At 71.5% G+C, this 24123-nt stretch carries 22 protein-coding genes; 21 read left to right on the top strand and 1 reads right to left on the bottom strand.

What is annotated here, in order from left to right:
- The first annotated feature begins 101 nt into the window (after positions 1-101).
- The 4 genes from aroB (at position 102) to nusB (ending at position 3046) form a co-directional block, all read left to right on the top strand.
- Complete coding sequence (aroB, locus tag JMF97_RS27860; protein ID WP_203224225.1) at positions 102-1178, top strand: 3-dehydroquinate synthase; 1077 nt, start codon at positions 102-104, stop codon at positions 1176-1178.
- A 71-nt stretch (positions 1179-1249) separates the two neighbouring features.
- Positions 1250-1690, top strand: a complete 441-nt coding sequence (gene aroQ, locus JMF97_RS27855) for a type II 3-dehydroquinate dehydratase (RefSeq protein WP_203224224.1) — start codon at positions 1250-1252, stop codon at positions 1688-1690.
- Positions 1691-2054: 364 nt separating this feature from the next.
- Complete coding sequence (gene efp, locus JMF97_RS27850) at positions 2055-2612, top strand: elongation factor P (protein ID WP_203224223.1); 558 nt, start codon at positions 2055-2057, stop codon at positions 2610-2612.
- Between the two features lie 23 nt (positions 2613-2635).
- Positions 2636-3046: a transcription antitermination factor NusB gene (nusB, locus tag JMF97_RS27845; RefSeq protein ID WP_199180211.1), complete on the top strand. Its 411-nt coding sequence runs from the start codon at positions 2636-2638 to the stop codon at positions 3044-3046.
- A 101-nt stretch (positions 3047-3147) separates the two neighbouring features.
- On the opposite strand, the gene bldD is transcribed toward nusB, so the two are convergent.
- A complete protein-coding gene (bldD, locus tag JMF97_RS27840) occupies positions 3148-3636 on the bottom strand; it encodes a transcriptional regulator BldD (RefSeq protein WP_007458348.1) in 489 nt (162 codons plus the stop codon).
- Positions 3637-3953: 317 nt separating this feature from the next.
- On the opposite strand from bldD, the gene pyrR reads away from it, so the two are divergent.
- The 17 genes from pyrR to def all read left to right on the top strand — a co-directional run bounded on the left by pyrR (position 3954) and on the right by def (position 24123).
- Positions 3954-4541 carry a bifunctional pyr operon transcriptional regulator/uracil phosphoribosyltransferase PyrR gene (gene pyrR, locus JMF97_RS27835; RefSeq protein WP_203224222.1) on the top strand — a complete coding sequence of 196 codons (588 nt, stop codon included), beginning with the start codon at positions 3954-3956 and terminating at the stop codon, positions 4539-4541.
- A complete protein-coding gene (locus JMF97_RS27830; RefSeq protein ID WP_013732776.1) occupies positions 4538-5464 on the top strand; it encodes an aspartate carbamoyltransferase catalytic subunit in 927 nt (308 codons plus the stop codon). The genes pyrR and JMF97_RS27830 overlap by 4 nt, the downstream gene beginning before the upstream one ends.
- The gene (locus JMF97_RS27825; protein WP_203224221.1) at positions 5461-6792 is read left to right on the top strand and encodes a dihydroorotase; all 1332 of its coding nucleotides are present in this window, start codon (positions 5461-5463) and stop codon (positions 6790-6792) included. The genes JMF97_RS27830 and JMF97_RS27825 overlap by 4 nt, the downstream gene beginning before the upstream one ends.
- Positions 6789-7952, top strand: a complete 1164-nt coding sequence (gene carA / locus JMF97_RS27820) for a glutamine-hydrolyzing carbamoyl-phosphate synthase small subunit (RefSeq protein ID WP_203224220.1) — start codon at positions 6789-6791, stop codon at positions 7950-7952. Before JMF97_RS27825 ends, carA begins: the two co-directional genes overlap by 4 nt.
- Positions 7945-11313 (top strand): carbamoyl-phosphate synthase large subunit, encoded by a 3369-nt coding sequence (gene carB, locus JMF97_RS27815; RefSeq protein WP_203224219.1) that lies wholly within the window; start codon positions 7945-7947, stop codon positions 11311-11313. The genes carA and carB overlap by 8 nt, the downstream gene beginning before the upstream one ends.
- A gap of 100 nt (positions 11314-11413) precedes the next feature.
- Positions 11414-12454 carry a quinone-dependent dihydroorotate dehydrogenase gene (locus tag JMF97_RS27810; RefSeq protein WP_203224218.1) on the top strand — a complete coding sequence of 347 codons (1041 nt, stop codon included), beginning with the start codon at positions 11414-11416 and terminating at the stop codon, positions 12452-12454.
- 222 nt (positions 12455-12676) lie between these two features.
- Positions 12677-13951, top strand: coding sequence for an adenosylmethionine--8-amino-7-oxononanoate transaminase (locus JMF97_RS27805; RefSeq protein WP_203224217.1), 1275 nt, complete (start codon positions 12677-12679; stop codon positions 13949-13951).
- Positions 13952-14024: 73 nt separating this feature from the next.
- Positions 14025-14861, top strand: coding sequence for an orotidine-5'-phosphate decarboxylase (gene pyrF, locus JMF97_RS27800; protein WP_203224216.1), 837 nt, complete (start codon positions 14025-14027; stop codon positions 14859-14861).
- 171 nt (positions 14862-15032) lie between these two features.
- Entirely contained in the window at positions 15033-15350 is a 318-nt protein-coding gene (mihF, locus tag JMF97_RS27795; RefSeq protein WP_007458370.1) for an integration host factor, actinobacterial type, read from the top strand.
- A 25-nt stretch (positions 15351-15375) separates the two neighbouring features.
- Positions 15376-15909 (top strand): nucleoside/nucleotide kinase family protein, encoded by a 534-nt coding sequence (locus JMF97_RS27790; protein WP_203224215.1) that lies wholly within the window; start codon positions 15376-15378, stop codon positions 15907-15909.
- 51 nt (positions 15910-15960) lie between these two features.
- On the top strand, positions 15961-16224 hold the full coding sequence (gene rpoZ, locus JMF97_RS27785; protein WP_007075826.1) for a DNA-directed RNA polymerase subunit omega: 264 nt from the start codon (positions 15961-15963) through the stop codon (positions 16222-16224).
- Positions 16225-16238: 14 nt separating this feature from the next.
- Entirely contained in the window at positions 16239-17465 is a 1227-nt protein-coding gene (gene coaBC, locus JMF97_RS27780; RefSeq protein ID WP_203224214.1) for a bifunctional phosphopantothenoylcysteine decarboxylase/phosphopantothenate--cysteine ligase CoaBC, read from the top strand.
- A 73-nt stretch (positions 17466-17538) separates the two neighbouring features.
- Complete coding sequence (gene metK / locus JMF97_RS27775; protein ID WP_013732785.1) at positions 17539-18732, top strand: methionine adenosyltransferase; 1194 nt, start codon at positions 17539-17541, stop codon at positions 18730-18732.
- 29 nt (positions 18733-18761) lie between these two features.
- Positions 18762-20792, top strand: coding sequence for a primosomal protein N' (locus JMF97_RS27770; protein ID WP_203224213.1), 2031 nt, complete (start codon positions 18762-18764; stop codon positions 20790-20792).
- Between the two features lie 322 nt (positions 20793-21114).
- On the top strand, positions 21115-22098 hold the full coding sequence (locus tag JMF97_RS27765; protein WP_203224212.1) for an AAA family ATPase: 984 nt from the start codon (positions 21115-21117) through the stop codon (positions 22096-22098).
- Positions 22099-22250: 152 nt separating this feature from the next.
- Entirely contained in the window at positions 22251-23519 is a 1269-nt protein-coding gene (locus tag JMF97_RS27760; protein WP_203224211.1) for a cytochrome P450, read from the top strand.
- 43 nt (positions 23520-23562) lie between these two features.
- The gene (def, locus tag JMF97_RS27755; protein WP_102658449.1) at positions 23563-24123 is read left to right on the top strand and encodes a peptide deformylase; all 561 of its coding nucleotides are present in this window, start codon (positions 23563-23565) and stop codon (positions 24121-24123) included.

The raw sequence follows: 24123 nt of genomic DNA, 5'->3' as shown, positions 1-24123 counted from the left end.
GCCCCTGCCCGGTCCACGAAGCGGTAAACCTCCGTTCCATTGATCGGGCACCGGTGCGCGGATGGGGTCCGGGCGGTCGACGGTGGGCTAGGCTCCCGGCGATGGACAACGTGACCCGGATCCCGGTCGGCGGCGAACGGCCGTACGACGTGCTGGTCGGTCGTGGCCTGCTCGACACGCTGCCCGGCCTGCTGCCCGATGCCACCCGGGTGGCGGTGCTGCACGCTCCGCCGCTGAAGGAGTTGGCCGACGCCATCGGTGACCGGCTCAGCGCCGCCGGCATGACACCGCTGCCGATCGAGGTGCCCGACGCCGAGGCCGGCAAGCACGTCGACGTGGCGGCGGCCTGCTGGGACCGGCTCGGCGAGGCGGGGTTCACCCGTACCGACGCGGTGGTCGGGTTGGGCGGCGGCGCGGTCACCGACCTGGCCGGGTTCGTGGCCGCCTGCTGGCTGCGCGGGGTGCGCTGGGTGCCGGTGGCCACCTCGCTGCTGGGCATGGTCGACGCGGCGGTGGGCGGCAAGACCGGCATCAACACCACGGCCGGCAAGAACCTGGTCGGTGCCTTCCACCCGCCGGTCGGGGTGTTGGCGGACCTCAGCACGCTGGACACCCTGCCGCCGGTCGACCTGGCCGCCGGTCTGGCCGAGGTGGTCAAGTGTGGCTTCATCGCCGACCCGGTCATCCTCGACCTGGTCGAGAGCGACCCGGCGGCGGCCGTCGATCCGACCGGGCCGGTGTCCCGAGAGTTGATCGAGCGGGCGATCCGGGTCAAGGCCGACGTGGTCGGCGGAGACCTGCGTGAGTCAGGCGTACGCGAGGTGCTCAACTACGGGCACACCCTGGCGCACGCCATCGAGAAGGTCGAGGAGTACCGCTGGCGGCACGGTCACGCCGTCTCGGTCGGCCTGGTCTACGCCGCCGAACTGGCCCGCCTCACCGGCCGGTTGGACGCGGCCACCGCCGGCCGGCACCGTGCCGTGCTGACCGCCCTCGACCTGCCGACCCACTACCCGGCCGACGCCTGGTCCGGCCTGCTGGCCGCCATGCGGGTCGACAAGAAGGCCCGGGGCAACCGGCTGCGGTTCGTGGTGCTCGACGGGCTGGCCCGACCGGCGATCCTGGACGGTCCCGACGACGACCTGCTGCGCACCGCGTACAACGCGGTCTGCCGTTGAACTGTCGAGGGTCTGCGGCGTAGATGTCGCGGGTCTGCGGCTGAACTGTCGCGAGTGGAAGGCGAACCAGCATGAAGGTGTACGTGCTCAATGGGCCGAACCTGGGCCGGCTGGGCACCCGCCAGGTCGACGTCTACGGGACGACCAGCTACGCCGACCTGGTCAAGCTCTGCGAGACGACCGGACGGGACCTGGGCCTGGACGTCGTCGTGCGGCAGACGGACGCCGAGCACGAGCTGCTCGGCTGGCTGCACGCCGCCGCGGACGAGGGTGCCGCAGTGGTGCTCAACCCGGCCGCCTGGTCGCATTACTCCATCGCGGTGCGCGACGCCTGCGCCATGCTGCGCGGGCCGCTGGTGGAGGTGCACCTGTCCAACATCCACGCGCGGGAGGAGTTCCGGCACCGCTCGGTGGTCTCGGCGGTGGCGACCGGCGTGATCTGCGGGCTCGGCGTCGACGGCTACCGCCTCGCCCTGCACCACCTCGCCGCCCGCCGCGACCACAACGGCTGACCTCGAAGGCATCACGTTCCGCTTTGCCGCTGCATTGACGCTGCGTGAACCTCGACGTTCCGTCCCCCGTACCCTCGCTTCGCCCTTTGCTCTGCTTCAACCCACGCAACCGTCGCTGAGCAGCACCTTCGTGCTGCGGGCGGCGTCACGTGTTCCGCGCTATCGCGACGGGGTGTAACCGTTGCGTGGGTTGAAGCAGAGCAAAGGGGTGGGGTGGGGGAGGCGGTGGGGTGGGTTGCGTCACTGTCAGTGGCTGTCCGGGGCGGGTCGGAGCGGGCTGACCGTGGACGGCGGCGGTCGGGGCACCGCAGGGTGGCTAGTAGACTTGTAAGGTCTGTCCGCCAAATGACGATCAAGGCAGGAAATGGCCACCACCAACGACCTGAAGAACGGCCTGGTACTCAACCTCGACGGGGAGCTCTGGTCCGTCGTCGAGTTCCAGCACGTCAAGCCCGGTAAGGGTGGTGCGTTCGTGCGTACCACGCTGAAGAACGTGCTCTCCGGCAAGGTCGTCGACAAGACCTTCAACGCGGGCACCAAGGTCGAGACCGCGACCGTTGACAAGCGCACCATGCAGTACCTCTACGCCGACGGCGAGGACTACGTCTTCATGGACATGGAGACGTTCGACCAGATCACCGTGCCCGGCGGCACGGTCGGCGAGGCGGCGAACTACCTGCTGCCCGAGGCCGAGGCGATCGTGGCCACGCACGAGGGTGTGCCGCTCTACGTCGAGCTGCCGACCTCGGTCGTGCTGGAGATCACCTACACCGAGCCGGGCCTGCAGGGCGACCGGTCCACCGGTGGCAACAAGCCGGCGACGGTGGAGACCGGCGCGACTGTGCAGGTGCCGCTCTTCATCACCACCGGCGAGAAAATCAAGGTCGACACCCGCGACGGCCGTTACCTCGGCCGCGCCTGATGGCCGAGGGTCCGAAGCAGCAGATGCCCGCGCGCCGCAAGGCGCGCAAGCGGGCGCTGGACGTGCTCTTCGAGGCCGACCTGCGTGATCGTCCGCCGGTCGAGGTGTTGGCCGGCTACATCGAGCGGATCGAGAAGCCGCGCCCCGACCACCTCGGGTACGCGGTCGGCCTGGTCGAGGGCGTGGCCGGTCATCTCGACCGGATCGACGAGCTGATCGCCAGCTACGCCGAGGGTTGGACGCTGGACCGGATGCCGGTGGTCGACCGTAACCTCGCCCGGATCGCGGTCTACGAACTGCTCTACGTCGACGAGATCGACGACGCGGTGGCGATCAGTGAGGCCGTCGAACTGGCTCGGCAGATGTCGACCGACGACTCGCCTCGTTTCCTCAACGGTCTGCTCGGCCGCATCGCCGAGTACGCCACCCGCTGATCGGCTCCGACGCGGGACACCGCCTGCGGTCGTAGCCGTCGGGGAGTGCGACGAACGGAAAGGCCCGCGCCGGACGGCGCGGGCCTTTCGTTGCTGGGAATTCAGGAAGCGAAGAACGCCCGGGGGTCGGCGACCAGCACGCCGTGCTCGGTCAGCCGCTCGATCAGACCGGAGGGCGAGGCGTCGTAGACGATCGCGAGGGCCCGCAGGTCGTCGGCGCGGATCGACAGGACCCGGCCGTTGTAGTCACCGCGCTGCTGCTGAATGGCGCGGGCGTACCGGGCGACGTAGGCGAGGTCCTCGCTGGCCTCGTCGTAGAGCCGCTCCAGGTCCAGGACGATCTTGCTGGTGGGCTCGTGCCGCACCCCGCTGCCGTCGGGCAGCAGCTCCGAGACCGGTACGCGGTAGAACTCGGCCAACTCGGCCAGGCGGGACACCGTGACGGCCCGGTCACCGCGCTCGTACGAGCCGACCACAACCGCCTTCCAACGCCCGTTCGACTTCTCCTCCACGCCCTGCAGGGACAGACCCTGCTGCTGGCGAATGGAGCGCAGACGGGCGCCCAGAGACTTGGCGTATTCAGAGGGCATTCGGACACTCCCAGTGCTGCTCGGGGTTCTCCCAGCGATCGCTACGGAGCGTGACGGTACGGGGATTCGTAAACGTGGTCAAGTGGTGGTGATACCTCAGTTGGACACCCAGGTCGACTTGTCCCGTTCTGCCCGCTGAACCGATACGTCGACCGGTCCCTCCCCGACGTGGTCTGAGCCACTCGTGCCCGACCGTGGTTACGGCAACGACCACTGGTAACGTGGCCCAAGCCCGCCCGCCAGCCGTACCCGGCTGACCTGGGGGGATCCGACATCCTTTAACGACCCGTCCCGTGAGGCGGGGAAGGAGGTCCGCCGTGGCCTGCCCACCGGCTGCCCATCCGTCGCCACCGCGACAACCCTCGGTGAAGGTGATTCTGACCAGTGCCGAGGTGCAACGTGTCGTCGACCGGATCGCCCACCAGATCCTGGAGAAGACCCAGGGCGCGGCCGACACCGTATTGCTCGGAGTGCCGACCCGGGGCGCCCCGCTGGCGCGACGGCTCGCCGAGCGGATCAACGCCTTCGAGGGCACTGCGGTGCCGGTCGGTGTGCTCGACATCACCCTCTACCGCGACGACCTGCGTCGCAACGCCACCCGGGCGGTCGGCCCGACTCAGGTGCCACCCGGCGGGATCGACGGCATGCGGGTGATCCTCGTCGACGACGTGCTCTTCTCCGGCCGTACGGTGCGCGCCGCCCTCGACGCGCTGAGCGACCTCGGGCGTCCGTCGTCCGTGCAGTTGGCGGTGCTGGTCGACCGGGGCCACCGGCAGTTGCCGATCCGCGCCGACTACGTCGGCAAGAACATCCCGACCGCCCTCGCCGAGAGCGTGAAGGTGACGCTGGCCGAGACCGACGGCGTCGACGAGGTACGGCTCTACGGGGAGGGCGCCCTCTCATGATCAGGCACCTGCTCTCCGGCGCCGATCTCGACGCCGACACCGCCATCCAGATCCTGGACACCGCGGCCGAGATGGCCGCCGTCTCCGGCCGTGAGGTCAAGAAGCTGCCCGCGCTGCGCGGCCGTACGGTGGTCAACCTCTTCTACGAGGACTCCACCCGGACCCGGATCTCCTTCGAGGCGGCGGCGAAGCGGCTCAGCGCCGACGTGATCAACTTCTCGGCCAAGGGGTCCAGCGTCGCCAAGGGCGAGAGCCTCAAGGACACCGCGCTGACCCTCCAGGCGATGGGCGCCGACGCGGTGGTCGTCCGGCACCCGGCCTCCGGCGCCCCGCACCGGCTCGCCGACTGGGTCGACGGTTCGGTGGTCAACGCCGGCGACGGCACCCACGAGCATCCCACCCAGGCGCTGCTGGACGCGTACACGATGCGCTCCCGGATGGGCCGGCTGGCCGGCCTGTCGGTTGCGGTCGTCGGGGACGTGCTGCACTCGCGGGTGGCCCGGTCGAACGTGCTGCTGCTGTCCACCCTCGGCGCGAAGGTCACCCTGGTCGGGCCGCCCACCCTCATCCCGGTCGACATCGCCGCCGCCCTGGCTCCCGGCACCGCCGTCTGCTACGACCTCGACGCGGTGCTGCCGTCGACGGACGTGGTGATGATGCTGCGGGTGCAACGGGAGCGGATGGGCGACTCCTACTTCCCGTCCGCCCGCGAGTACGCCCGCCGCTACGGTCTCGACGGCGCCCGCATGCGCCGGTTGCCGGAGCACGCGATCGTCATGCACCCCGGTCCGATGAACCGGGGCATGGAGATCACCCCGGAGGTCGCCGACTCGCCCCGCTCCACCATCGTCGAACAGGTCACCAACGGAGTCTCCGTGCGGATGGCCGTCCTCTACCTGCTGCTCGGGGGAAACAACCGGTGAACTCGTACCTGATCAGAAACGTCAGCGTGCTCGGCGCGGCACCGACCGACCTGCTGCTGCGCGACGGCGTGGTCGCCGAGACCGGCCGAGGGCTGTCCGCGCCGGACGCCGTCGTGGTCGACGCCGACGGGCTGGTGGCCCTGCCCGGCCTGGTCGACCTGCACACCCACCTGCGCGAGCCGGGCCGGGAGGACGCCGAGACCGTCGAAACGGGTTCCCGGGCGGCGGCGCTGGGCGGCTACACCGCGGTCTGCGCGATGGCGAACACCTCGCCGGTGGCCGACACCGCCGGGGTGGTCGAGCAGGTCTGGCGGCTCGGTCGGGAGGCCGGGCTGGTCGACGTACAGCCGATCGGCGCGGTCACCGTCGGGCTGGCCGGCGAGCGCCTCGCCGAGCTGGGCGCGATGGCCGACTCCGCCGCCCGGGTGCGGATCTTCTCCGACGACGGGCACTGCGTCGCCGACCCGAGGCTGATGCGCCGCGCCCTGGAGTACGTCAAGGCGTTCGACGGCATCATCGCCCAGCACGCCGAGGAGCCCCGGCTCACCGAGGGCGCGCAGATGCACGAGGGTGAGGTCTCCACCCGGCTGGGCCTGACCGGCTGGCCGGCGGTGGCCGAGGAGGCGATCATCGCCCGGGACGTGCTGCTGGCCGAGCACGTCGGCAGCCGACTGCACGTCTGCCACGTCTCCACCGCGGGCAGCGTCGAGGTGCTGCGCCAGGCCAAGGCGCGCGGCGTACGGGTCACCGCCGAGGTGACCCCGCACCACCTGCTACTCACCGACTCGGTCGTCGGCGGCAGCAACGAACTCGCCAGCCCCGCCATCGCGGACACCTGGCGCCCGGCCGGGGCGTACGACCCGGTGTACAAGGTCAACCCGCCGCTGCGTACCGCCGCCGACGTCGCCGCCCTGCGGGCCGCGCTGGTCGACGGCGTGATCGACATCATCGCCACCGACCATGCCCCGCACGCCGTGGAGGACAAGGAGTGCGAGTGGGCGTACGCCCGGCCCGGCATGCTCGGGTTGGAGACGGCGCTGTCGATCGCGCTCGACGTGCTCGGCCCCGAATGGGACATGATCGCCGAACGGATGTCGCGCACCCCGGCCCGCATCGCCGGACTGACCGAGCACGGCCGTGATCCCGCCCCCGGAGTCCCGGCCAACCTGACCCTGGTCGACCCGGCGTCCCGCCGGCTGATCGACCCGGCTGAGTCGGCAAGTCGCAGCCGCAACACCCCGTACGCCCGGATGACGCTGCCGGGTCGCATCGTGGCGACCTTCCTGCGTGGCGAGGCGACGGTCCTGGACGGAAAGGCAGTCAAGTGAGTCGTAGGCGTCCAGCGATTCTCGTCCTGGAGGACGGGCGCACGTTTCATGGTGAGGCGTACGGCAGTGTCGGGGAGACCTTCGGTGAGGCGGTCTTCAACACCGGGATGACCGGTTACCAGGAGACGCTGACCGACCCGTCGTACCACCGGCAGGTGGTGGTGCAGACCGTTCCGCACGTCGGCAACACCGGTGTCAACGCCGAGGACGACGAGTCCCGGCGGATCTGGGTGGCCGGTTACGTGGTGCGTGACCCGGCCCGGATCAGCTCGAACTGGCGCGCCACCGGCGGGCTGGAGGACCGGCTGGCCACCGAGGGCATCGTCGGCATCAGCGGGGTGGACACCCGGGCGTTGACCCGGCACCTGCGCGAGCGTGGCGCGATGCGGGTCGGCATCTCCAGCATCGACGACGACCCGCGCGCCCTGCTGGCCCGGGTCCGCCAGTCGCCGCAGATGGTGGGCGCGGACCTGTCCGCCGAGGTGACCACCACCGCGCCGTACGTGGTGGCCGCCGAGGGCGAGCACCGGTTCACGGTGGCCGCGTTGGATCTGGGCATCAAGCGCAACGTGCCGCGTCGGCTCGCCGCCCGGGGTGTGACCACCCACGTGCTGCCGGTCACCGCGACCATCGACGATCTGCTGGCCACCGGCGCGGACGCGATCTTCTTCTCGCCCGGTCCGGGTGACCCGGCCACCGCCGACGGCCCGGTGAAGCTGGCCCGTGAGGTGCTGCGCCGCAAGGTGCCGCTGTTCGGCATCTGCTTCGGCAGTCAGATCCTCGGTCGGGCGCTCGGCTTCGGCACCTACAAGCTCGACTACGGCCACCGGGGCATCAACCAGCCGGTGCTGGACCGGATGACCGGCAAGGTCGAGGTGACCAGCCACAACCACGGCTTCGCCGTGCAGGTGCCGGGCGTCACGCCCGGCGCGGCGGTGCCCGACGACGTCATCGAGACCGAGTTCGGCGGCGTGCAGGTGAGCCACGTCTGCCTCAACGACAACGTGGTCGAGGGGCTGCGGGCCCTGGACGTGCCCGCGTTCACCGTCCAGTACCACCCGGAGGCGGCGTCCGGCCCGCACGACGCGGACTACCTCTTCGACCGTTTCGCCGAACTGATCGAGGGTCGGACCCACAACGAGGGACACAGCAATGCCTAAGCGGAGCGATCTCAAGCACATTCTGGTGATCGGCTCCGGGCCGATCGTCATCGGGCAGGCCTGCGAGTTCGACTACTCCGGCACCCAGGCGTGCCGGGTGCTGCGCAGCGAGGGGATCCGGGTCAGCCTGGTCAACTCGAACCCGGCCACGATCATGACCGACCCGGAGTTCGCCGACGCCACGTACGTCGAGCCGATCACCCCGGAGTTCGTCGAGCTGGTCATCGCCAAGGAGCGGCCGGACGCGGTGCTGCCGACCCTCGGCGGGCAGACCGCGCTGAACACCGCGGTCGCGCTGCACGAGGCCGGGGTGCTGGAGAAGTACGGCGTCGAGCTGATCGGCGCCAACATCGACGCGATCCGCCGCGGCGAGGACCGGCAGCTGTTCAAGGAGATCGTGGCCAAGGCGGGCGTACGGCTCGAGGTGGCCGACCCGGAGAGCCTGGTGCCCCGCTCGCGGGTCTGCCACTCGATGGACGAGGTCCGCGAGACCGTTGCCGACCTCGGCCTGCCGGTGGTGATCCGGCCGTCGTTCACCATGGGCGGTCTCGGTTCCGGCATGGCGCACAACGACGAGGACCTGGAGCGCATTGCCGGCGCGGGGCTGGCCGCCAGCCCGGTGCACGAGGTGCTGATCGAGGAGAGCGTGCTCGGCTGGAAGGAGTACGAGCTCGAACTCATGCGGGACCGGCACGACAACGTGGTGGTGGTCTGCTCGATCGAGAACATCGACCCGATGGGTGTGCACACCGGCGACAGCGTGACCGTGGCACCGGCCATGACGCTCACCGACCGCGAGTTCCAGCAGCTGCGTGACCTGGGCATCGCGGTGCTGCGCGAGGTCGGGGTGGACACCGGCGGCTGCAACATCCAGTTCGCGATCAACCCGGCCGACGGGCGGATCGTGGTCATCGAGATGAACCCGCGGGTGTCCCGCTCGTCGGCGCTGGCCTCCAAGGCGACCGGCTTCCCGATCGCCAAGATCGCCGCGAAGCTGGCCATCGGCTACACCCTCGACGAGATCCCCAACGACATCACCCGTAAGACGCCGGCCGCGTTCGAGCCGACGCTGGACTACGTGGTGGTGAAGATCCCCCGGTTCGCGTTCGAGAAGTTCCCCGGCGCCGACCCGGAGCTGACCACCACGATGAAGTCCGTCGGTGAGGCGATGAGCCTCGGGCGCAACTTCACCGAGGCGTTGAACAAGGCGATGCGGTCGATGGAGACCAAGGCCGCAGGCTTCTGGACGGTGCCCGACCCGGTCGGCGCGACCAAGGAGAACACCCTCGCCGCCCTGGCCACCCCGCACGACGGCCGGCTCTACACGGTGGAGCGGGCGCTGCGCCTGGGTGCCTCGATCGCCGAGGTCACCGCGGCCTCGGGTGGCATCGACCCGTGGTTCGTGGACCAGATCGCCGCGCTGGTGGAGCTGCGCAACGAGATCGTGGCCGCGCCGGTGCTCGACGGTGACCTGCTGTACCAGGCCAAGCGGGCCGGCCTGTCCGACCGTCAGCTGGCCGCGCTGCGGCCCGAACTGGCCGCCGAGGACGGCGTGCGGACCCTGCGGCACCGGCTCGGGATCCGGCCGGTCTACAAGACGGTGGACACCTGCGCCGCCGAGTTCGAGGCGACCACCCCGTACCACTACTCGTCGTACGACGCGGAGACCGAGGTGATCGGGTCGCCGCGACCGAAGGTGCTGATCCTCGGTTCCGGACCGAACCGGATCGGGCAGGGCATCGAGTTCGACTACTCCTGCGTGCACGCGGTCCAGGCGCTGCGCGGTGCGCAGTCGGGCGTCGGCGGCACCGGGTTCGAGACCGTGATGATCAACTGCAACCCGGAGACCGTCTCCACCGACTACGACACCGCCGACCGGCTCTACTTCGAGCCGTTGACCTTCGAGGACGTGCTGGAGGTCTGGCACGCCGAGGACTCCTCCGGTCGGGAGGCCGGCGGGCCCGGCGTGGTGGGCGTGATCGTGCAGCTGGGCGGGCAGACCCCGCTCGGGTTGGCGCAGCGGCTCAAGGACGCCGGCGTGCCGGTGGTCGGCACCTCCCCGGAGTCGATCCACCTGGCCGAGGAGCGGGGCGCGTTCGGGTCGCTGCTGGCCCGGGCCGGTCTGCGGGCGCCGGAGCACGGCACCGCCACCTCGTACGAGGAGGCGAAGGAGATCGCCGACGAGATCGGCTACCCGGTGCTGGTCCGCCCGTCGTACGTGCTGGGCGGCCGGGGCATGGAGATCGTCTACGACGATGCCACGCTGCGTGACTACATCGGGCGGGCCACCGACATCTCGCCGGATCACCCGGTGCTGGTGGACCGGTTCCTCGACGACGCCATCGAGATCGACGTGGACGCGCTCTGCGACGCCGACGGGGAGGTGTATCTCGGCGGTGTGATGGAGCACATCGAGGAGGCGGGCATCCACTCCGGCGACTCCTCCTGCGCCCTGCCGCCGATCACCCTGGCCGGTTCGCACGTGGCGCAGGTCCGCCGGTACACCGAGGCGATCGCCCGGGGCATCGGCGTACGCGGCCTGCTCAACGTGCAGTACGCGCTGAAGGACGACACCCTGTACGTGCTGGAGGCCAACCCGCGCGCCTCGCGTACGGTGCCGTTCGTCTCCAAGGCGACGGCGGTGCCGCTGGCCAAGGCGGCGGCCCGGATCGCCCTCGGGGCGACCATCGCCGAGCTTCGGGCCGAGGGCATGCTGCCCGCGACCGGGGACGGTGGCACCCTGCCGCCGGACGCCCCGATCGCGGTCAAGGAGGCGGTCCTGCCGTTCAAGCGTTTCCGGACGCCGGCCGGCAAGGGGGTGGATTCGCTGCTCGGCCCGGAGATGAAGTCGACGGGTGAGGTGATGGGCATCGACACCGCCTTCGGGCACGCCTTCGCCAAGTCCCAGTCGGCCGCGTACGGGTCACTGCCCGTCCGGGGCAAGATCTTCGTCTCGGTGGCGAACCGGGACAAGCGCGGCATGATCTTCCCGGTGAAGCGGCTGGCGGATCTGGGCTTCGAGATCGTGGCGACGGCCGGTACCGCCGAGGTGCTGCGCCGGCACGGAATCGCCTGCGAGGTTGCCCGCAAGCACTACGAGGCCGGTGCCGACGACGACGCGGTGTCGCTGATCCGCAGCAACCAGATCGCCCTGGTGATCAACACCCCGCAGGGGTCCGGTGCCAGCGCCCGCTCCGACGGCTACGAGATCCGCAGCGCCGCGGTCACGGCGGACATCCCCTGCGTCACCACCGTGCCCGGTGTCGCCGCCGCCGTGATGGGCATCGAGGCCCTCATCCGCGGCGACATGCAGGTCCGCCCCCTCCAGGCCCTCCACGCCACCCTCCGGACCCCGCAGTGATCCCCACCCCGTCCGCGTTGATCATGAGGTTAACGGTAGTGGAGGAGATCCACATCGCCGTCAACCTCATGATCAACTGGGTGGCGCCGGGAGGTGAAGCGTGATGTTTGAGAAGACGGTGCGGCGGGGGTTGTTCCGGGTCGGTGGGGGGGATGCTGAGGCGGCGCATGAGTGGACGTTGCGGCGGTTGAGTGCGCTGTCGCGGACGCCGGGGGCGTTGGCGGTGCTGCGTGCCCGGTACGCGGTGGCCGCGCCCCGGACGGTGTTCGGGGTGCGGTTTCCGAATCCGGTGGGACTGGCCGCCGGGATGGACAAGGACGGGGTGGCGCTGCCGGCGTGGCCGGCGTTGGGCTTCGGGTTCGTCGAGGTCGGCACGGTGACGGCGTACCCGCAGCCGGGCAACCCCCGGCCCCGGCTGTTCCGGCTGCCGGACAGCGAGGCAGTGATCAACCGGATGGGCTTCAACAACGCGGGAGCCGAGGCCCTGGCGGCCCGGCTGGCGGCGTTGCCGCGCCCGTTGGGCGTACCGCTGGGGATCTCGCTCGGCAAGTCCAAGGTGACACCGCTGGACGAGGCGGTGGCCGACTACCAGGCGTCGTACCGCGCGTTGCGCGGGCACGGCGACTACTTCGCGGTCAACGTCTCCTCGCCGAACACCCCCGGCCTGCGTGCCCTGCAGGACCGGGACCACCTGGACGCGCTGCTCGCCGCCCTGGTGGGGGAGAAGCCGGTGCTGGTGAAGATCGCCCCGGACCTGACCGAACCCGCCATCGCCGAACTGCTGGAGGTGTGCCTGGCCCGGGGTGCCGCAGGGGTGATCGCCACGAACACCACCCTGGGACGCGACGGCCTCGCGCCGAGCGACCGGCACCGCGCCGACGAGGCCGGCGGCCTGTCCGGTCGACCGCTGACCGACCGGGCCCGACAGGTGGTCGACTTCGTGCACCGGGAGACCGGTGGACGGCTGCCGATCATCGGGGTGGGTGGCATCGTGCACCCCGACGACGCCGCCCGGATGTTCGACGCCGGCGCCAGCCTGGTGCAGCTCTACACCGGGTTCATCTACCGAGGCCCGGCCCTGCCCCGCGCCGTCGCCCGGGCGGCGGCGACCGCACCGCGGGCGGCCACCACCACACCATGACCGATCACGGTGGGGCGGGCTGCGCCGGACCCGACGGCGGGCCGCGACCGGCCCGACCCACCTGTTCCTGGCCCCTTTGCTCTGCTTCAACCCACGCACCGGTTTTCGACCGGAACCGGTGCGTGCGGTGAAGCAGAGCAAAGGGGCCGAGGTGTACGAGCGACGGGCACCGGGCGCGGGCCGTTCGCGGCACCGACGACCGGGTGCCGGAGGGGAGACCTGGTGACTCCGGAGGAACTGCTCGCCGCCGACGCCGCGCACGTCTGGCATCCGTACGCGACCCTGCCGCCGGCTGTGCCGCCGTATCTGGTGGAGGCGGCCGAGGGGGTGCGGCTGCGGCTGGCCGACGGGCGTGAGCTGGTCGACGGGATGTCGTCGTGGTGGGCGGCGATCCACGGCTACCGGCATCCCGTGCTGGACGCGGCGGTGAAAGACCAACTGGGCCGGATGAGCCACGTCATGTTCGGCGGGTTGACCCACGCCCCGGCCGTCGAGTTGGCCCGCACGCTCGTCGAGTTGGCCCCCGACGGGATGGAGCACGTGTTCCTGGCCGACTCGGGCTCGGTCAGCGTCGAGGTCGCGATCAAGATGTGCCTGCAGTACCAGCGGGCCACCGGCCGGCCGCAGCGGCGGCGGCTGGGTACCTGGCGCGGTGGCTACCACGGGGACACGTTCCACCCGATGAGCATCTGCGACCCCGAGGGCGGCATGCACCATCTCTGGGGCGACGTGCTGCCCCGGCAGGTCTTCGCGCCGGTGCCGCCGGGCGGCTTCGACACACCCCCCGATCCGGCGTACGAGGCGGCGCTCGTCGACGCGGTGCAGCGGCACGCCGACGAGTTGGCCGCGGTGATCGTCGAGCCGGTGGTGCAGGGCGCCGGTGGCATGCGGTTCCACCACCCCCACTACCTGAGGGTGCTGCGCGAGGTGACCCGGGCGCACGGGGTGCTGCTGATCTTCGACGAGATCGCCACCGGGTTCGGGCGTACCGGGACGATGTTCGCCGCCGAGCACGCGGGGGTCGTTCCGGACGTGATGTGTGTGGGCAAGGCCCTCACCGGCGGCTACCTGACCCTCGCCGCCGCGCTGTGCACCGCCGAGGTGGCGGCGGGCATCCGTACGGGTGGGGTGCTGGCACACGGCCCGACGTTCATGGGCAACCCGCTCGCCTGTGCGGTCGCCAACGCCTCGCTGGGGCTGCTGCGGGCGGGCGACTGGGCCGGGCAGGTGGCGAGGCTCCAGGGTCATCTGCGGGCCGGCCTGGAGCCGTTGCGCGGCCTGCCGGGCGTGGCCGATGTCCGGGTCCTCGGCGGCATCGGCGTGGTGCAACTGGACCACGAGGTCGACATGGCGGCCGCCACCGCCGCAGCGGTGGGCCAGGGGGTGTGGCTGCGCCCGTTCCGGGATCTGATCTACACGATGCCGCCGTACGTCACCGACGACGCCGACCTGGCCCGGATCGCGGCGGCTATCGGCGCGGCCGCCCGGGTTGCCTGAGTAACCGGTGGCCCGCAGGAGCTGAGTTTGAGTAGTCGGACAGGGCAGATTGAGCACTGAGAGGAAGGCACGGATGGAGAGCTTTGGGGCCCGGCTGCATCGGGCTGTTCGCGAGCGCGGCCCGCTCTGCGTCGGCATCGATCCGCACCCGGCACTGCTGGCCCGGTGGGGTCTGGCCGACGACGTGGACGGGCTCCGCCGCTTCGCCGGGGCGGTCGTCGACGCCCTCGGTGACCGGGTTGCGGTGGTCAAGCCGCAGTCGGCGTTCTTCGAGCGATTCGGGTCCCACGGGGTGGCGGTGCTTGAGTCAACTATCCGACAGTTGCGTGAGCGCGGCGCGCTCGTTCTGCTCGACGTCAAGCGTGGCGACATCGGCTCGACGGTCCAGGCGTACGCGTCGGCGTACCTCGACCCATCCAGCCCCATGCATGTCGACGCGATCACGGCAAGCCCATTCCTGGGGGTCGGATCGTTGGCCCCCATGTTCGAACTGGCCGCCGAACACGGCGGCGGGGTCTTCGTTCTGGCGCTCACCTCCAACCCCGAGGGTGCCTCGGTCCAGCGGGCCACGACCGCCGACGGACGCACCGTCGCGCAGACCGTGATTGACGAGATTTCGCAGCTCAACGCCGGTGCGGAGCCGCTCGGCAGCATCGGTGCGGTGGTCGGGGCGACGGTCGGCGAGACCGGCTGCGACCTGTCGGCGATGAACGGTCCGTTGCTCGCGCCGGGCCTCGGCGCGCAGGGCGCCACGGCGGCGGATCTCCGCGTCGTGTTCGGCTCGAACCTGCCCGCCGTGCTGCCTTCGTACTCCCGAGAGGTGTTGGGAGCGGGCCCAGACCCGGAGGCTCTGCGGGCCGCAGCCGACCGAGCGGTAGTCGGCTGCCGGGCCGCGCTGAAGCTGTCATGACTGACTGATGGCTCGGTCACTTTGTGGTGATCATCGCGCGCCCACGTTGCCGAAAGCTCCGTTGACCGCTAGTTTTCCCGGCGCTGGGAACCCCTGGGTTCACAGCGACACCACGTTTCACAGATGCGGCGGTGCGTCCCGCCCGTCGCGATAGGGACCTGAGGAGAACTGGTGCCGCTCCCGTCACTGACCCCCGAGCAGCGCGCAGCCGCGCTGGAGAAGGCTGCGGAGATCCGCAAAGCCCGTGCCGAGCTGAAGGAGCAGCTCAAGCAGGGCAAGACCACCCTCGGAGCCGTTCTCGAACGGGCCGAGTCCGACGACGTCGTCGGCAAGCTCAAGGTGTCGGCCGTGCTGCAGGCGATGCCGGGCATCGGCAAGATCCGGGCCACCCAGATCATGGAGAAGCTCAAGATCGCCGACAGCCGTCGCCTGCGTGGCCTCGGCGAGCAGCAGCGCAAGGCCCTGCTTGGGGAGTTCGCCGCCAACTGAGTGTGGCTGCGTGTAGAAACAAGCAGTGAGCTTGGATGACGAGACGCGCCCGGCGGCTCGGCTCACTGTCCTGGCTGGCCCATCCGGTGCCGGTAGGGAGAGTGTCGTCGAGTTGGTCCGGGCGCGTTCTCCGTCCGTGTGGCGGCCGATTCCGGTCACCACCCGCCCCCGACGTGAGGGCGAGCTGGACGGCGTCGATCGCCACTTCCTGACCCCTGAGCAGTTCGAGCGGCGCCTGGCCGCCGGTGACCTGTTGGAGTGGAGCCGGTTCGGTGCGCACCGCCGGGGCACCGAGATCGCCCCGCTGCGCAGCCGCATCGCCGCCGGCGTGCCGGTCCTGTTGCCCCTGGACCTCGACGGGGCACTGCTGGTGCGGGCCGCCTGGCCGCAGGCCCGCCTGGTGTTGCTTCACCCACCCGGTCGGATGCCGGTGCCGACCGTGACGGCGGCCTTCGACCACGCCGTCTCGTACGACCGCACTGAGCAGGTCGTGGACGAACTGGTAGGATTCATCGGTTCTTCCTTCCTGGCTCCGGCCCGGCCGCGCCTGCGCGGTTGAGCGCCGGCACCGCGTTCGCGCGGTCCGTGCGAAAGACGCAGAGGTTTATCCGTGGGATCCATCGCCAACCCAGAAGGCATCACCAACCCGCCGATCGATGAGCTCCTGGAGAAGACGACGTCGAAGTACGCTCTGGTCATCTTCGCGGCCAAGCGTGCGCGTCAGGTCAACGCCTACTACAGCCAGCTCGGCGAGGGCCTGCTCGAGTACGTCGGCCCGCTGGTCGAGACCACCCCTCAGGAGAAGCCGCTCTCCATCGCGATGCGTGAGATCAACGCGGGTCTGCTCACCGCTGAACCGACCGACCAGCCGTAACTGTTCCACGTTCGATGAACGCCCGGATCATCCTCGGGGTCGGCGGCGGGATCGCCGCGTACAAGGCGTGTGAACTGCTCCGACTCTTCACCGAGTCGGGCCACCAGGTCCGGGTCGTACCGACCGCCGCCGCGCTCCGGTTCGTCGGCGCGCCGACCTGGGCCGCGCTCTCCGGGCAACCGGTCGCCGAGGACGTCTGGTCCGACGTGCACGAGGTGCCGCACGTACGTCTCGGCCAGCAGGCGGACCTGGTGGTGGTCGCACCCACCACCGCCGACCTGCTGGCCAAGGCCGCCCAGGGCATCGCTGATGACCTACTCACCAACACCCTGCTCACCGCCCGCTGCCCGGTGGTGCTGGCACCGGCCATGCACACCGAGATGTGGGAGCATCCCGCCACCGTCGACAACGTGGCGACGCTGCGACGTCGAGGGGTGCGGGTCATCGAGCCCGCGGTGGGACGCCTCACCGGTGCCGACACCGGCAAGGGTCGGCTGCCCGACCCGGCGGAGATCTTCGCCGTCGCCCGCCGGACCCTGGCCCGGGGTGTCGCCGCCCCGGCCGACCTGACCGGCCGGCACGTGGTGGTCACCGCCGGGGGCACCCGGGAGCCGCTGGACCCGGTGCGCTTCCTGGGTAACCGGTCCTCCGGCAAACAGGGCTACGCGTTCGCCCGCGCCGCGGTGGCCCGCGGCGCCCGGGTCACGTTGATCTCGGCCAACGTGTCGCTGCCCGATCCGGCCGGGGTCGATCTGATCCGGGTGGGCACCACCGCCGAGCTGCGGGACGCCACCCTGAAGGCCGCGGACGAGGCCGACGCGGTGGTGATGGCGGCGGCGCCGGCCGACTTCCGGCCGGCGACCTACGCATCCGGCAAAATCAAGAAGACCGACGACGGGGTGGCCCCCACCATCGAGCTGGTGACCAACCCGGACATCGCCGCCGAGCTGGGTCAGCGGCGGCGGCCGGAGCAGGTGCTGGTGGTCTTCGCCGCCGAGACCGGCGACGCCGAGGCCAACGGCCGGGCCAAGCTCGCCCGGAAACGGGCCGACCTCATCGTCATCAACGAGGTCGGGCCGGACAAGGTCTTCGGCGCCGACACGAACGCGGCCACCGTGATCGACGTGGACGGTTCGGTCACCCGGCTGGCCGAACAGTCCAAGGAGGATCTCGCCGACGAGGTGTGGGACCAGGTCGTCGTTAGGCTGGGCGGCGGCTCCTCCTTACGGGTGGACCGCTAGACGACCATCGACGTACCCGTACCTGTTGGTGACTACACTGCCGCCGAACGACATCCACTGACTTAGGAGTGCCGTGACACGCCGCCTATTTACGTCCGAATCGGTCACGGAAGGCCACCCGGACAAGATTGCCGACCAGATCAGCGACGGCATCCTCGACGCCCTCCTCAGCCAGGACCCGCACAGCCGGGTGGCGGTGGAGACCCTGATCACCACGGGTCAGGTGCATGTCGCCGGCGAGGTGACCACCAAGGCGTACGCCGACATCCCGACGATCGTGCGGGAGACCATCCTCGGCATCGGCTACGACTCGTCGAAGAAGGGCTTCGACGGCGCCTCGTGCGGTGTCAGCGTCTCCATCGGCTCCCAGTCACCGGACATCGCCCAGGGTGTCGACAACGCCTTCGAGTTGCGTACCGGCGCGTCGGAGAGCGCGCTCGACGCGCAGGGCGCCGGCGACCAGGGCATGATGTTCGGCTTCGCCTGCTCCGAGACGCCCGAGCTGATGCCGCTGCCGATCGCCCTGGCGCACCGGCTGGCGCGTCGCCTCGCCGCGGTCCGCAAGGACGGCACCGTCCCCTACCTGCGGCCCGACGGCAAGACCCAGGTCACCATCGAGTACGAGGGGCTGCGGCCGGTACGCCTCAACACCGTCGTCGTCTCCAGCCAGCACGCCGCCGACATCTCGCTGGAGTCGCTGCTCACGCCGGACGTGCGTGACCACGTCATCGCCCCGGAGCTGGAGAGCCTCGGCCTGGACACCGACGGCTACCGGCTGCTGGTCAACCCGACCGGGCGCTTCGAGATCGGTGGCCCGATGGGCGACGCCGGCCTGACCGGCCGGAAGATCATCGTGGACACCTACGGCGGTTACGCCCGGCACGGCGGTGGCGCCTTCTCCGGCAAGGACCCGTCGAAGGTCGACCGCTCGGCCGCGTACGCGATGCGGTGGGTGGCCAAGAACGTGGTCGCCGCCGGCCTGGCCGAGCGGTGTGAGGCGCAGGTCGCCTACGCCATCGGCAAGGCGCACCCGGTGAGCCTGTTCATCGAGACGTTCGGCACCGAGACCGTGCCGGTGGCCTCGATCGAGAAGGCGGTGACCGAGGTCTTCGACCTGCGTCCGGCCGCCATCATCCGGGACCTGCACCTGCTGCGCCCGATCTACGCGCAGACCGCCGCCTACGGTCACTTCGGCCGGGAACTGCCGGAGCTGACCTGGGAGAGCACCGACCGGGCCGCCGACCTCAAGTCGGCCGCGGGAGCCTGACCGGCACCAGGCGAGACGACCGGCGGCCCGTGGACGGGTCGCCGGTCGCTCGTGTCTGCGTCGACGTGCCGCTGCCCCACCTGGATCGCCCCTTCGACTACCTGGTGCCGCACGGGCTGGGCGAGGACGCGCGGCCCGGCGTACGGGTGAAGGTGCGCTTCGCCGGCCAGCAGGTCGACGGCTGGCTGCTGGAACGCCTCGACCACTCCGATCACCCCCGGCTGGCGTACCTGGAGAAGGTGGTCTCGCCGGTGCCGGTGCTCGCCCCGGAGGTGCTCCGGCTGGCCCGCGCGGTCGCCGACCGGTACGCCGGCAGCCTCGCCGACGTGCTGCGTCTGGCGATCCCACCCCGGCACGCCCGGGTGGAGAAGGAGTTCCTTCCCCGCACCGACGCCACCGCGACGCCCACCCCGCCCACCGAACCGGGTTCCGCTCCCACCGGAGCCGTTTCCACCGACGCCGGGCCGCAGATGCCGGCCGTCGCGGCCGATGGACCGGTCGGACCCGTCGAGCCGGGCCGCTGGCGGGACTACCCGGCCGGGCCGGCACTGCTGCGGGCCCTCGCGGACGGTCGCCCGGCCCGGGCCGTCTGGTCGGCGTTGCCGGGCGAGGACTGGGCGGCGAGGTACGCCACCGCGGTCGCCGCGACCGTGGCCGCCGGCCGGGGCGCGCTGGTCGTGGTCCCCGACGGCCGGGACCTGGACCGGCTGGACGCCGCGTTGACCGCGACCCTCGGGCCGGACCGGCACGTCTGCCTCTCCGCCGCGCTCGGCCCGGCCCGCCGCTATCGCGCCTTCCTCACCGCCCGCCACCACGATGCGCCGGTGGTCATCGGCACCCGGGCCGCGATGTTCGCCCCGGTGGCCCGACTCGGTCTGGTGGCGATCTGGGACGACGGCGACGACCTGCACGCCGAGCCGCGGGCACCGTACCCGCACGCCCGTGAGGTGTTGCTCACCCGCGCCCAGCTCGACGAGGCCGCGGCACTGGTCGGCGGCTACGCCCGCACCACCGAGGCGCAACTGCTGGCGGAGACCGGGTGGGCCCGCGAGGTGGTGGCGGCCCGGGAGGTGCTGCGGGCCCGGGCCCCGGCGGTCGCGCCGACCGGCGACGACCCTCAGCTGGCCCGTGATCCGGCGGCGGCGACCGCCCGGCTGCCCAGCCTGGCCTGGACCGCGGCCCGGGAGGCGCTGCGGGCGGAGGCTCCGGTGCTGGTGCAGGTGCCTCGCCGCGGTTACCTGCCGTCGGTGGCCTGCGACGACTGTCGTACCCCGGCACGGTGTGCGCACTGCGCCGGGCCGTTGGCGCTGCCGTCCGCCGGGGGGACTCCGGCCTGTCGTTGGTGCGGACGGGTGGCGGCCGCGTACGCCTGCCCGCACTGCGGTGGGCGGCGGCTGCGGGCCTCGGTCACCGGGGCCCGACGGACCGCCGAGGAACTGGGGCGGGCCTTTCCCGGCGTGCCGGTGCGCACGTCCGGACGGGAGGAGGTGCTGGCGGACGTTCCCGGCGGCGCCGGACTGGTGATCGCCACCCCGGGTGCCGAGCCGGTCGCCGAGGGTGGCTACGGGGCGGTGCTGCTGCTGGACACCTGGGCCCTGCTCACCCGAGCCGACCTGCGCGCGGGGGAGGAGGCGCTGCGGCGGTGGGCGGCGGCGGCCGCGCTGGCCCGACCGGCCGCCGACGGGGGGCGGGTCGTGGTGGTGGCCGACGGCGCGCTCGCCCCCGTGCAGGCGCTGCTGCGCTGGGATCCCGCCTGGTTCGCCGCCCGGGAGTTGGCCGAGCGGCGGGAACTCGGCTTCCCGCCGGCCGTGCGGATGGCCAGCCTGACCGGTACCCCGGATGCCGTGGCCGACCTGTTGGCGCAGGCGCGCCTGCCCGAGGAGGCGCAGTTGCTCGGCCCGGTGCCGGCTGACGGTGACCGGGAGCGGATGCTCGTCCGGGTGCCCCGGGCACGGGCGGCGGCGCTGGCCGAGGCGTTGCACGCGGCGGCCGGGGTGCGCAGCGCCCGGAAGGCTGCCGATCCGGTACGCCTGCAGGTCGACCCGCTCGCGATGTTCTGACGCCCACTTGCTCAGGTCTGCCCACGCCCGGTGCGCCATCCGGTCCGGTCAGGTTTGTGTGGCGGCCGACACGGCAATTATCTGCCATATGTGAGGCCACCATTGCCGTGCGTGTCGACGGCGCGCGGCGGTGGTCGTGTCTTCGGGGCCGCCGTACCGAAGGTGATAGAGTCGCCCGTCATGCCGGGGCGCACGACAGCTCCAGGTCACGGCGCGGCGGCAGGCGCGCAAGGGTAGGGGTTGTCGCAGGACGGCGCGACCGCGTCGGTCCGGCGCGATATCGATGCTTCCAAATCAGCCGGTTATCAGGGGTGGGCCAGTCGTGACCGTACGTCAGTCGATCGTCTTCAACGGTGACCTCGGTAGCGGCAAGAGCACCGTGTCGGTGGAGATTTCCAAGCGGTTGGGGTTGCGCCGGGTCAGCGTCGGTGACCTCTACCGGCAGATGGCCCAGGAGCGTCAGATGACCGCGCTCCAGCTCAATCTGCACGCCGAGCTGGACCAGGCCGTCGACGGCTACGTCGACCAGCTCCAGCGCGACATCGCCGCCTCCGGTGAGAGCCTCGTCATGGACTCGCGGTTGGCCTGGCACTTCTTCACCGACGCGCTCAAGGTGCACATGATCACCGAGCCGGGTGAGGCGGCCCGCCGGGTGCTGCTGCGCCCCTCCGGGCCGGCGGAGAGTTACACCTCGCTGGAGGAGGCCAAGGCCAAGCTCAGGGAACGCAGCGAGAGCGAGCGGGGCCGGTTCCTGATCCGCTACGGCGTGGACAAGGCCCGGCTGCGCAACTACGACCTGGTCTGCGACACCACCCGGGCCCCCGCCGACGAGGTGATCGAGCGCATCGTCGACGTGTACGAGGGCCGGCTCGCCCCCGAGGTGCTGCGCACCGCGCCGCCGCTGCTGCTGCTCGACCCGGCGCGGGTCTACCCGACCGAGGACGTCGCCGGTCTGCGTGGCCTGTGGGACTCGACGTACGTCGGGGAGGTGGCCGAGGCCGGCGAGACCGGGCTGGAGCCGCTGGAACTCGGCTACACCGGCGAGTACTTCTTCGTGATCAACGGGCACCGTCGGCTCAGCGCCGCCCTGCGCAACGGCTTCCGGCTGGTGCCCGGCCGGCTGGTCGCCGAGGTCGACGAGCCGGTGGTGGGCACCACGAGCGCGGTCGACTTCTTCGCCGCCCAGGCCCGCCCCAGCCTGATCCACGACTGGGAGGCGGCCCATGACATCCGCCTGCCGCTGCCCGAGCACGCCCTGCTCGCCGGGGACGCGGTGCTGGCCGGTGAGCCCGGCGGCCTCGGCTGACCACCCGCGCCACGCGCGCTGACCACCCGCGCCACGCGCGCTGACCACCTGCGCGGGCGCGCTGATCAATCAGCCGGCCGGGGCCCTGCGGTGCCGCCGGGTGGCGTGCGGTGGGCATGATGAAGCCTTCCGGCACACCGGGGAGGCCAGCCATGGACCCTGCGGAGACCTTCGCCACCCTCATGTCGCCCGAGGGACGCCTCGACCCCTATCCGGCGTACGAGCGGCTGCGTGCCCACGGGCCGGTGGTCCAGACCGGTCCGGGCGTGTACGCGGTCACCGGCTATCCCGAGGTCGACGAACTCCTACGGGACCCCCGGATGCGGGTCTCCGACGACCAGTGGCGCGACATGATGCTGCCGCAGTGGCGGGACAGCCCGGCCCTGTCCACGATCGCCCGGTCGATGCTGGAGACCAACCCGCCGGATCACAGCCGGATGCGCCGACTCGCGGCCGGGGCCTTCACCCCACGCCGGATCGCGGCCATGCGGGACGTGGTGGCTGCCCAGGCCGACGAGTTGATCGAGGCGATGGCGTCGGCCGGCCGTGGCGGCCGACCCGTCGACTTCATGGCCGACTTCGCCTATCCGCTGCCGGTGGCGGTGATCTGCGCGCTGCTCGGGGTACCCGCCGCCGACCGTCCGCTGTTCCGGCGGTGGGCGGCCGATCTGACCGGCGTCCTGGAACCCGAGATCACCTGGGACGAACTGGTGGTCGCCGACGCGGGCGCCACCGAGCTGGTCGGCTACTTCACCGAGCTGGTGGCGGCTCGTCGACGCAGGCCGGCCGACGACCTGACCACCGCCCTGGTGCAGGCGCACGACGCCGGTGACCGGCTCACCGGCGACGAACTGCTGGCCAACCTCGTGGTCCTGCTCGTCGCGGGCTTCGAGACCACCACCAACCTGCTGGGCAACGGTCTGGCCGTGCTGCTGGCCCATCCCGCCGCCGCCGACGTGCTGCGACGCCACCCGGAGCACGCCCCGGCGTACGTCGACGAACTGCTCCGCTACGACTCGCCTGTGCAACTGACCAGCCGTACCAGCAGCGAGACGCTGCGCGCCGGTGGGGTGGAACTGCCGGCCGGCAGCTGGGTGCTGCTGCTGCTCGGGGCGGCCAACCGTGATCCCCGGCGCTACCCCGACCCGGCCCGCTTCGACCCGTGGCGGGCGCTGCTGAGCCCGCTGTCCTTCGGGGCCGGCCCGCACTACTGCCTGGGTGCCGGGCTGGCCCGGCTGGAGGGGCAGGTCGCCTTCACCCGGCTGCTGCACCGGCTGCCCGCGCTGGCGTTGTCGGGTACGCCCCGGCGCCGGTCGCGACTGACCCTGCGCGGGTACGAGACGCTGCCGGTCACCGTGGGTGAGCTGGCCCCGGTCGCCGATCATGGTGCGCCGGTCGGGGCGACCCCGGACACTCCGTAGACTGGTACGGCACCACCGCCCGCCCGTTAAGGAGTCAACCCGCGTGACCGTCCAGCCCATCCGTCTGTTCGGCGATCCGGTGCTGCGCACGCCGGCCGATCCGGTTGTCGATTTCGACGTGGAGCTGCGCAAGCTCATCGCCGACCTGACCGACACCATGCGTGACAGCGCCGGGGCGGGTCTCGCCGCGCCACAGCTCGGTGTGGGCCTGCGGGTGTTCACCTTCGACGTCGACGACGTGGTGGGTCACCTGGTGAACCCGGTGCTGGAGTTTCCCGACGCCGAGGAGCAGGACGGCCCGGAGGGCTGCCTGTCCATCCCCGGGATGTACTTCGACACCAAGCGCCGGCAGAACGTGATCGCCAAGGGCTTCAACGGCTACGGCGACCCGCTGCAGATCGTCGGCACCGGCCTGATGGCCCGCTGCGTGCAGCACGAGACCGACCACCTCGACGGTGTGCTGTTCATCGACCGGCTGGACCCGGCCGGTCGCAAGGAGGCGATGAAGGCGATCCGCCAGGCCGAGTGGTACGACGACGCCGCCCCGCCCACGGTCAAGGTGAGCCCGCACGCCGCCGGCAGCCCCTTCGGTCTGGGGCGGTGA

Source organism: Micromonospora fiedleri (genome assembly GCF_016774385.1).
GTDB classification, from domain to species: domain Bacteria; phylum Actinomycetota; class Actinomycetes; order Mycobacteriales; family Micromonosporaceae; genus Micromonospora; species Micromonospora gifhornensis.
Note: the sequence above shows the minus strand (reverse complement) of the source record. Positions and strands in the feature narration are given on the sequence as shown.